The 8,152-nt window shown below is 33.3% G+C and carries 8 protein-coding genes; 4 read left to right on the forward strand and 4 right to left on the reverse strand.

Annotated elements, in window-relative coordinates:
• Window positions 1–162 precede the first annotated feature (162 nt).
• The 4 genes from FOF46_RS29645 (at window position 163) to FOF46_RS29660 (ending at window position 3,801) form a co-directional block, all read left to right on the forward strand.
• Window positions 163–1,311 carry a serine hydrolase domain-containing protein gene (locus FOF46_RS29645; RefSeq protein WP_143919055.1) on the forward strand — a complete coding sequence of 383 codons (1,149 nt, stop codon included), beginning with the start codon at window positions 163–165 and terminating at the stop codon, window positions 1,309–1,311.
• A gap of 148 nt (window positions 1,312–1,459) precedes the next feature.
• A complete protein-coding gene (locus FOF46_RS29650) occupies window positions 1,460–1,993 on the forward strand; it encodes a hypothetical protein (protein WP_143919056.1) in 534 nt (177 codons plus the stop codon).
• Between the two features lie 189 nt (window positions 1,994–2,182).
• Window positions 2,183–2,935: a hypothetical protein gene (locus tag FOF46_RS29655; RefSeq protein WP_143919057.1), complete on the forward strand. Its 753-nt coding sequence runs from the start codon at window positions 2,183–2,185 to the stop codon at window positions 2,933–2,935.
• A 194-nt stretch (window positions 2,936–3,129) separates the two neighbouring features.
• Window positions 3,130–3,801 carry a hypothetical protein gene (locus tag FOF46_RS29660; RefSeq protein WP_143919058.1) on the forward strand — a complete coding sequence of 224 codons (672 nt, stop codon included), beginning with the start codon at window positions 3,130–3,132 and terminating at the stop codon, window positions 3,799–3,801.
• A 198-nt stretch (window positions 3,802–3,999) separates the two neighbouring features.
• Here FOF46_RS29660 and FOF46_RS29665 read toward each other — a convergent pair whose 3' ends face one another.
• The 4 genes from FOF46_RS29665 to FOF46_RS29680 all read right to left on the reverse strand — a co-directional run bounded on the left by FOF46_RS29665 (window position 4,000) and on the right by FOF46_RS29680 (window position 8,042).
• Window positions 4,000–4,215, reverse strand: coding sequence for a hypothetical protein (locus tag FOF46_RS29665; protein ID WP_143919059.1), 216 nt, complete (start codon window positions 4,213–4,215; stop codon window positions 4,000–4,002).
• A gap of 116 nt (window positions 4,216–4,331) precedes the next feature.
• Entirely contained in the window at window positions 4,332–4,745 is a 414-nt protein-coding gene (locus tag FOF46_RS29670) for a hypothetical protein (protein ID WP_143919060.1), read from the reverse strand.
• On the reverse strand, window positions 4,720–5,577 hold the full coding sequence (locus FOF46_RS29675) for a hypothetical protein (protein ID WP_143919061.1): 858 nt from the start codon (window positions 5,575–5,577) through the stop codon (window positions 4,720–4,722). The genes FOF46_RS29670 and FOF46_RS29675 overlap by 26 nt, the downstream gene beginning before the upstream one ends.
• 17 nt (window positions 5,578–5,594) lie before the next feature.
• Window positions 5,595–8,042: a hypothetical protein gene (locus FOF46_RS29680; RefSeq protein ID WP_143919062.1), complete on the reverse strand. Its 2,448-nt coding sequence runs from the start codon at window positions 8,040–8,042 to the stop codon at window positions 5,595–5,597.
• Window positions 8,043–8,152: the final 110 nt, after the last annotated feature.

An 8,152-nucleotide genomic window follows, 5' to 3' on the forward strand; every position in this document is an offset into this window, starting at 1 on the left:
TAAGTGATGATTCGAAAAGTCTGTGTATTTTGGCAGTGGCGCAATGCTTGCAAAAAGTAAAAGTTAGCAACCAATGCGCAGAAATATCGAAAATCAGGGTAACATTTTGCCCTGCTACGACACATATATTAAACGTTGTGCTTCATTAAAAATCAAACGAATATGACAAAAATCTTAATTTTTTCAATATCATTTTTATTTCTTACTAGCTGTAACCAAGCGCAAGAGAAAAAGGAAAACTCATCAAAAGGTAATCGCCCAGAAACGGAGACAAACGCAGTTCCAAATCATTTACAATGGATGGATAATAAAATTGACAGTATGCTTACTGCCAATAATATTCCAGGATTTGCCATTGGAGTTATTGAAGACGGAAAGGTAAGTTGGGCGAGCGGATATGGCGAAATGGAACGTACAGCTGGTGTACCATTTTCAACCGAGTCTATTTGTCAGATAGCTTCATTGACTAAAATGTTTACCGGTGCTATCGTTAAAGAACTTATCAATGAGGGAAAATTGAAACCTCAGGAACCTATCACAAAGTATTTAGACGATGTTCTGGATGATGATGCAAAAGAACGCTTCAGTGAGGTTACGGTTGAGTTTGTCCTACACCATCGGTCTGGCATCCCTAACCACGCACCAAGTGTTAATCGGATAGACGGCGACCCGATGCTGATTGCTTACACCCAAAATGATATGGACAAAGACCTAAATACCATTGAACTTGAATTTGAGCCGAACGAAAAATGGGCATACTCGAATTACGGATACGACATTTTAGGTTATATCTGCGAAAAAGCAAGCGGAAAAAGCTATGATGCTCTGATAAAAGAATATATCACAGATAAGTACGGTCTTGAGAATACGTTCATAAATTTGATCGAAACCAAGCAAAAACTCGTTGCGACACCATACAGAAAAGATGATAGAACCATAAAAACGAAACCTTGGAATATGGGTAAAGAGGTGCCGTCTGGAGGTATTTATTCGAATGTTGACGATTTATTGAAGCTTATGTCTGTTCAAATAGACCATTATAGAAAGTATTCTGAAAACCCTTCCAACTCTTCGCTCATACTGACTTCAAATGTGGCGGAAACAGGTTACGATGGATTGCGTTACGGTTACGGCCTTTTCAAACGGAAAAATAGACTTGACCACTTCGGCGACCTCGACGGTTACGGAAGCGATTATCGGTTGACGCCAGAATATAATGTCGGTATTGTCTGTTTAACCTCAAGTGGTGGTGTTTGGCTCGACGACTTAATGGATGATATTTACCTAGAACTACTAGAGTCGAAGAAATAACGAAGCACAACAACGTATAAGCGCAATAGCGGTTGAAGTGCTTAACCAAAATAAAATGTATGAATTTAAGGTCAGGTTTAAGCCGAATAGTTAGTGCGTAAGAACCGCTACTGCGCTTATACAAGACCGTTAGCAAACATAAATCGATATGCAGAAACTCTTAATAATTCTCATTCTGATTTTAACTTTTAGTTGTTCTCAAAAACAAACTGACAATCGAATAACGGAATTTGAGAAAGTACTAGGAGAAAGAGAAACTAAATCTCTGAATCTACTTGTATCCGATTTTGAGAAAAATTTGAGGAAAATCTATCCTGATTTACTTACAGAAAAAGCTTATCGACAATATTTGACAGATATGATTTCGCGTTCAACGGCTGACCGGAATAAATTCCAATTCCAATCGGACAAAACAAATACTGAATTCAACGAAAGTGGATTATGGGATGAAATATATACAAAAGATTCTGTGCACAGATTACAAGTCAATAGAGTTGGAAAATATATGAGAGCACTTTATGAAATAAAAGATTCTGACTCGTTAATTAAAAAATATTGGAATGCTAGAGATGCTGCAGGAATGATGCAAAATGAATTAGTAGTTAATGGAATTTTAAGTTCAAAACCTGATTTTAATGACTATTTCCACAAACGGATTGTAATATTGGAATTTAGCTTCTAAAAAAAACGTTTGCTAACACCAATTATGTGATCATAGCAGTTAAGTGATAACCTAATGGTTCTTGTATATTTGTTATGGCGCAGAGATTTTATGAAGTGAAAGTTATAAAATCAGCGCGGAATAAGTCGATGGCTCGGTAACATTTTGCTCTGCTACGACACATACTTATAACGTTGTGGTGCATTTAGGATGAACATCGAGCTAAAGAAAATAATTGATAAATCGTACGAAGTTTTTGCTGATTATAAAATCGGACAAACTCTTGATGTCTGTACGGAATGTTGCGTTACAAAAAATGAAGAATCGGAATTAGCGCAAGGTAATGTCAGAGAAATTCCATTTGACCTTTTATATACATATCATACAGCAGCAAAACCACAGAAACCGAATACAAATGAATTCAAGCATTTTGCACCACGATATTTAGATTTAACCGCCAATTTGAAATTCGTATCACATTCGGCTGAAATTGTTTTAAGGACATTCGGAGAAATCAATGAGTGGACGGATGAAGAAACTGAAATTTTGAATTCTTTCGGAATAGAGTTTTTCAAACAATGCTTAAATACCTATCCACTACCTGAAAACGAACAAATTATTTCGATTTTAGTTATGCTGGACAAGGGAAATTTTGGAATCGTGGACAAATTAGAAGATTGGGAAACGTTCGGAAATCTTGAAAGCACATTACATTTTAGCGATTTAATCAATTACGGATTCAACGACAAGAAACCAGAAAAACTTTCGACAGCTTTTGCCGATAATAGAGCAAATGAAATAGTTTTTGGATGGGTTAATAAAGAGAAAACTAAGCAAATTTTTAAGGAAACAATTGAAAAAACAATAATGAACCCAACTAATATTTCTGACAGAAAACAAACGGAATTAAGTTGGGCTTACGATAGATTGAATTGGAAAAACGCACCACAACAACGTGTATAGCTCATTGCTGCTCAGTTACTTAAACCGAAGTAGTGGCACTTTTGGAAAGTCGCCAAATTTTTAAATTTGACGATTTCCAACTAAAAAAGATAAATAGTAAAATTTAACATCTGGCTTGTGGCTTAACCGAAAATTAATCGCTAATTTGCACGCAACGAGCCATACACCAGACCGTTGTAGCCAATTAAAAAAATATGGGATTAGATATGAGACCTTTGGGTAAACCTAAAAAAGGTTTTGAAAAAAGATACAAAGAGATATTTGAAATCATCGAAAGTGATAATATCCCTAAACCGTCTTTTTTAGAGAAATTATCTGGAAAAAAGTACCCGACTAAAGATGAATTACTTGAAGAATGGTTTGCAAATCAGATTGAATCTTACGAAACAATAAAAGCGCCAAGAGTTGGTAGAGATATTGAAGCAGATAATTGGATTAAGGAAAAGTATAATGACCTAGAAGAAAAACCTGCTTACGAGGATTTCATCAAAGAATATCAAGGATATTATGCTATTGAACTAGTAAAAGAAAAAGATGGTGTTCCTGTTTACATAGCAATGGGGCAAGATGAAAATGTTTTTCGTGGACAATTTTTAAATGACTGTATTGATTTAATTGGAGAAGAGCTTGTTAACGAAGCTTGGGGAACAAAATTAGCTGATGAAACATTAGACTATGGAAATAGACTAATGACAATAGCTGATAAAATTGCTGAGGAACATAATTTAGAATATTTAAAACAGCAAAGAATTCCTTCAGACGTTGATGAAGATACTACTGAAAGTAAATTACACATCGTGTATTCTCTTGCAAAATGGTTGATTTTTTATGGTAAAAACGGTCACGGATATGAAGCTGATTACTAAAAATAACTGGCTACAACACTATATATAGCAAATAGGGCGGTTTAAGACGGTTCGAAAAAGCTGTGTTTGTTTGCAAAGTCGCCAAATCTTTTGATTTGGCTTTATAATAAAAAAGATAAATCAAAATGCAAAAGTTTGGCTTAGTGCTTATTCGAAAATAAATGTTTATTTTCTGCCCTAAATGCCATATATTTAACGTTACTGCCATTGAGATAAGTTATAGTTTGAAAAATACCCTTTATTAAGATTAAGCAAAACTTCAAACTGTTGAACTGCTAATTTAATTTTATCAATTCTTGATAGGACAAAAGTCAATTGCTTTCTTTTTTCTTTTCTTCTTTTCTGAAATTGATTAAAGAAGATTGCTACTAATGTTGCAACACAGAGTATAAAAAAAGGAACGATTTGTCTCATGAATGGTTTTAAGGTATTCTAAGATACATAAAACTTAAAGATGAAATAGTATTAAGTGAGTTTTATCATTTGATTTCATTTGGTATTAAGTTTAGTACATAACCGAGAATGTTTGACTATACATTTCTCCTATATGTGATAACATTTTCTCTAAACAAATAAGCTTTAGAAGATCCTATATCAATCATTTCATTCAATATCCACATATAATCCTTAATCAGTTGGTTATCACTTTTAATTTTAGAAATATGATCATAAAATAATTTTTCTACCATTCGTTCAGATGCTACCGAACCTAAATACCATGTATCAGTTGGTGATTTTTTGCAGGTTTCTACAAGCCAACTCATCCCATCAGGAAGAAATGCTTTACTTCCAATAGTTGAAAACGTATTGATAATGGATTTGAGATTATCTTTACCTAAATCAAGTACTACTTTCTTATAAAATGCTTTTTTACTTTCTAATACTTCCCAATTTACTTCAGTAGGCCGTCCATCCCAATTAAAAAGAAGATAACGTATATTCAACAATAAAAGGCTTTTGAGTACTGGGAAGTACCAAACTATAAAGCATTTCCCACAACTGCCAAAAGTTGGCCACTTGTTCCTTGTAATTGCTAGGTTTTGAATTTGAATTCCCATTGTCAAAGAGATTTAAAACAACATAATTGAGTGTTTGTGCAATAAATTTATACAAATCATCACGATCTGCATTCATAGGTAATTCCAAAGCGGGAGTGGCTAGAATCTTTAAGATCGGTTTTGACAATTGAGGGTCACCATTTAAAAGAAAACCAGCTATGTATATTTCAATGGCCAATGTTGATTCATGATGAAGATTACGTTCTTTTTTATTTCTATTAAAAGAATAGTTTTCGTCTAATTTCAAATCTTCAAGAACCTGTGGCAATAAATGCTTTATAAACTGATAATATTCGTTATCTAGTAAATTGTAAGGTACCATCACAAAAGCCCTCGCAAGTAGATAGGCTTCATAGTCTTCAAAGTTAATTTCCAAAAGGTCAATACTTGTAGTATCAATAGCAATTGCATCAACAAATTCACCCTCTTTCTTTAGAGCATTATCTATTTCTTTTTGATCATGTTGATGGCTTAGTCTAGGGTTTGATTTCTTAAATTTAGCATATTTAATCAGCCCAACCCATATTCGTTTCGCCTCAATCGGATGATGTAGAAAAAAAACATTCCTGACATATGTAATAACTTCTTTCATTTCATGATCATTAAAAGGAGCTAATAAGATATGTAACATTAAAGTGATGAATTCATTTTTATTTTTTTCATTAGTTGCATCGGTAAATAAACAATGAAGAGACGATAAGGCAATTTCTTTCTCCATTAAGTTAAAATGCTCATTTAATATCCATAATTATGTGAATGTGCATCTTTAATAATAGCTACGATTGAGTTTAATAATGTATCAATACACCATTTTTTTTCTTTGGGAATTAATGTATTCGAAAAATTATCAAGTCCTACTTTTGCCAACGTAATTGGGCGATCCCACATTAAACTTAAATTCTTCTTCTTTGAATAGTGTTTGTAACACTTTCTCCATGTTTCAAAGGTCATTTCCCCTTTTTCTTTATATGCCTTCGATATCCTGTTAGCATAATTCATGCTTAAAGAGTGAGCTTCATGTTCTTCCTTAAAGGAATTGATGTGCTCATGAATATCCTTTTCATATTTTGGTTGTATTAAGAAGCCTTTCTGATTTTTACCAAGTCCTTTAACTTCATACGTTCTAATATCTATTTCATTTAGTATTTTTCTCCATTGTATATCCTCTTTTTTTAAATCTTTATAAAGCCTGTCAAGCAAATGATGAATATCCTTATTCATGGTTTTAATAGTAAACTGGTAGTCTACTATAAAGTCTCTTAATCCACGATCGTATTTTTTTCTATGAGGCAATTGATTTAATTTCGATCTTTCTTTTTGAGCAAAAGGGATGTCATTATCGTAAGGAGCAAGAGTTGATGATTCTTTTATTGACCGTGTAATCTCCCATTCGTAAAATTCTTTGATACTAAAAAGAGGAAGCATTTCCTCCTCAATCACTTTAGGGTATGCCATAGCAACACTTGCTAGTACACTTGTAACCGCAACATTATTACTGTTTTTAAGCAAATAGTTAAAAATAAGTTTCAAATTATCCTTATGCTTGCTATCTTTTGTAGTTATTTTGGCTTTGTCTAAAAGATACTTCTCTAAACTCATTAGCATTGATTCGATAGCATAATGTGTAACACTACTACCTCTATAAGCCAACCATAATTCTGGTGCTGCCCATTGACTAATAATAGCCCCATCATTTAATGTTAATTCAATTTTAGCAATCTTATGTTTGTATTCGCATTCAGCTTGGGTGTAAAAATCGATGGAATAATTAATAAAACTAATAACGAATTCCATTCCCTTGATTGGATGATAAGCAAGTAAATGGTAAATAGGCATTTTATAGACACCAGCTGGAAAGAAAGATCGATCACCCGCGATTCCCCAACATTCTTCATTTCTTAAACCACTATAATGAATTCCAAACCTACCTTTTGACTCTTCAGTTTCTTCAGGTATTCTTAATTTCCATTCTCTCCAAGCTGTCGAGATCACTACATTCGGCAATTCCTTAATTAATCTCTGATTACCTAAACCTGAAAGGCATTTGTTGATGACAGCCCTATAAAATGCATCTAACTCCCATGATTCTCTATCCATTTTATGTCGAAAAGCTCTATCGATTAAGGCCGTGATTTCTTTTTTAGCAATATGAGAGAAATTATAAAGAAGAGATATCAATTCAATACTCTTTTTCTTTAAAGAACTACTTTCCCAAAAAGCATCATTTGCTTCAATTTGCTTTAAAAAGAAAAAAACAATCTCCGAAGCAGCGTGTACTTCATTTTCCTTTACAGGAGATTGAAACAATAATCGGTTTTCCCAATCAGACAGAAAATTACAAATAGAAAATCGTAACGGATTTAATTCAGAAATATGCTTTTGAATGAAGGTGATTGCATCCCCCCATCCCCCACCAATAGGAAGTAGTAATGAGGAATCAACGAAAGTTTTACTTTCTTTACAAGCAGTTTTAATCAGGTGTAAGCACCTGTTCAAAAACACACCCTTATTTTCTAATAATTCCTTTTCAAATGTCGAAAAAAAAGAACTACAGTCATCGACTTTAAAAACAGCAATTAAAATTTCATCTGCCCAATATCTTTCTAAAGAAGTATCCAATACAGAAGCTCGTATTAGGTCATGTATTTTGGTGTCATCATCGATTAAAAAGTCTTCAATCCAAAGTCGAAATGCCCTTCTTATAGCAGGTTCATTTCCTAAGTGTACAAACAGTTCTTTTGGGTTTGGATATTCTTCGTATATAGAAGAAACATAACGTGTTAATGCCCAATCTTCAAGAATGTCATGAGTAGGAGCGTATTTCCTGTTTTGATTCTCTTGAAATAGAATTTCATCATTTTCTAATAGTGTAATTGCTGCTGCATTTGCATCTTTAGGTCGTGTAAAAAGTTTCATTTCTTTAGCTCGATTAATTGCTATTTCCATAAATGCATCTTCTCGCTTGATAGGAAATCCATATGTAGTATCAGTAATATTTACAACGATAGCATTCCATAATTTGTCTTTAAATTCTGTTAATGAAAGGTTTTCATAATTCCCCTCAAATTTCTGTAAGGCGAGAGTTGAAAAATCAAGATATTTTGGGCTTCGTAAAAGTTCTTTGATTTTCTCATTTTTTATCAGATTAGCAAGCTGAGGAAATTGATTGGAAATTCTTGCCAAACTGACCCACCTATTCCTATTATATTGACCCAGTAAATCCTATTTAAACTGACCCACCTATTCTTGTTTAAATTGACCCACCCCCAAAAGTGTGTGTATTAAATAACTTG

The organism is Aquimarina algiphila, from assembly GCF_007489275.1.
Lineage (GTDB): Bacteria > Bacteroidota > Bacteroidia > Flavobacteriales > Flavobacteriaceae > Aquimarina > Aquimarina algiphila.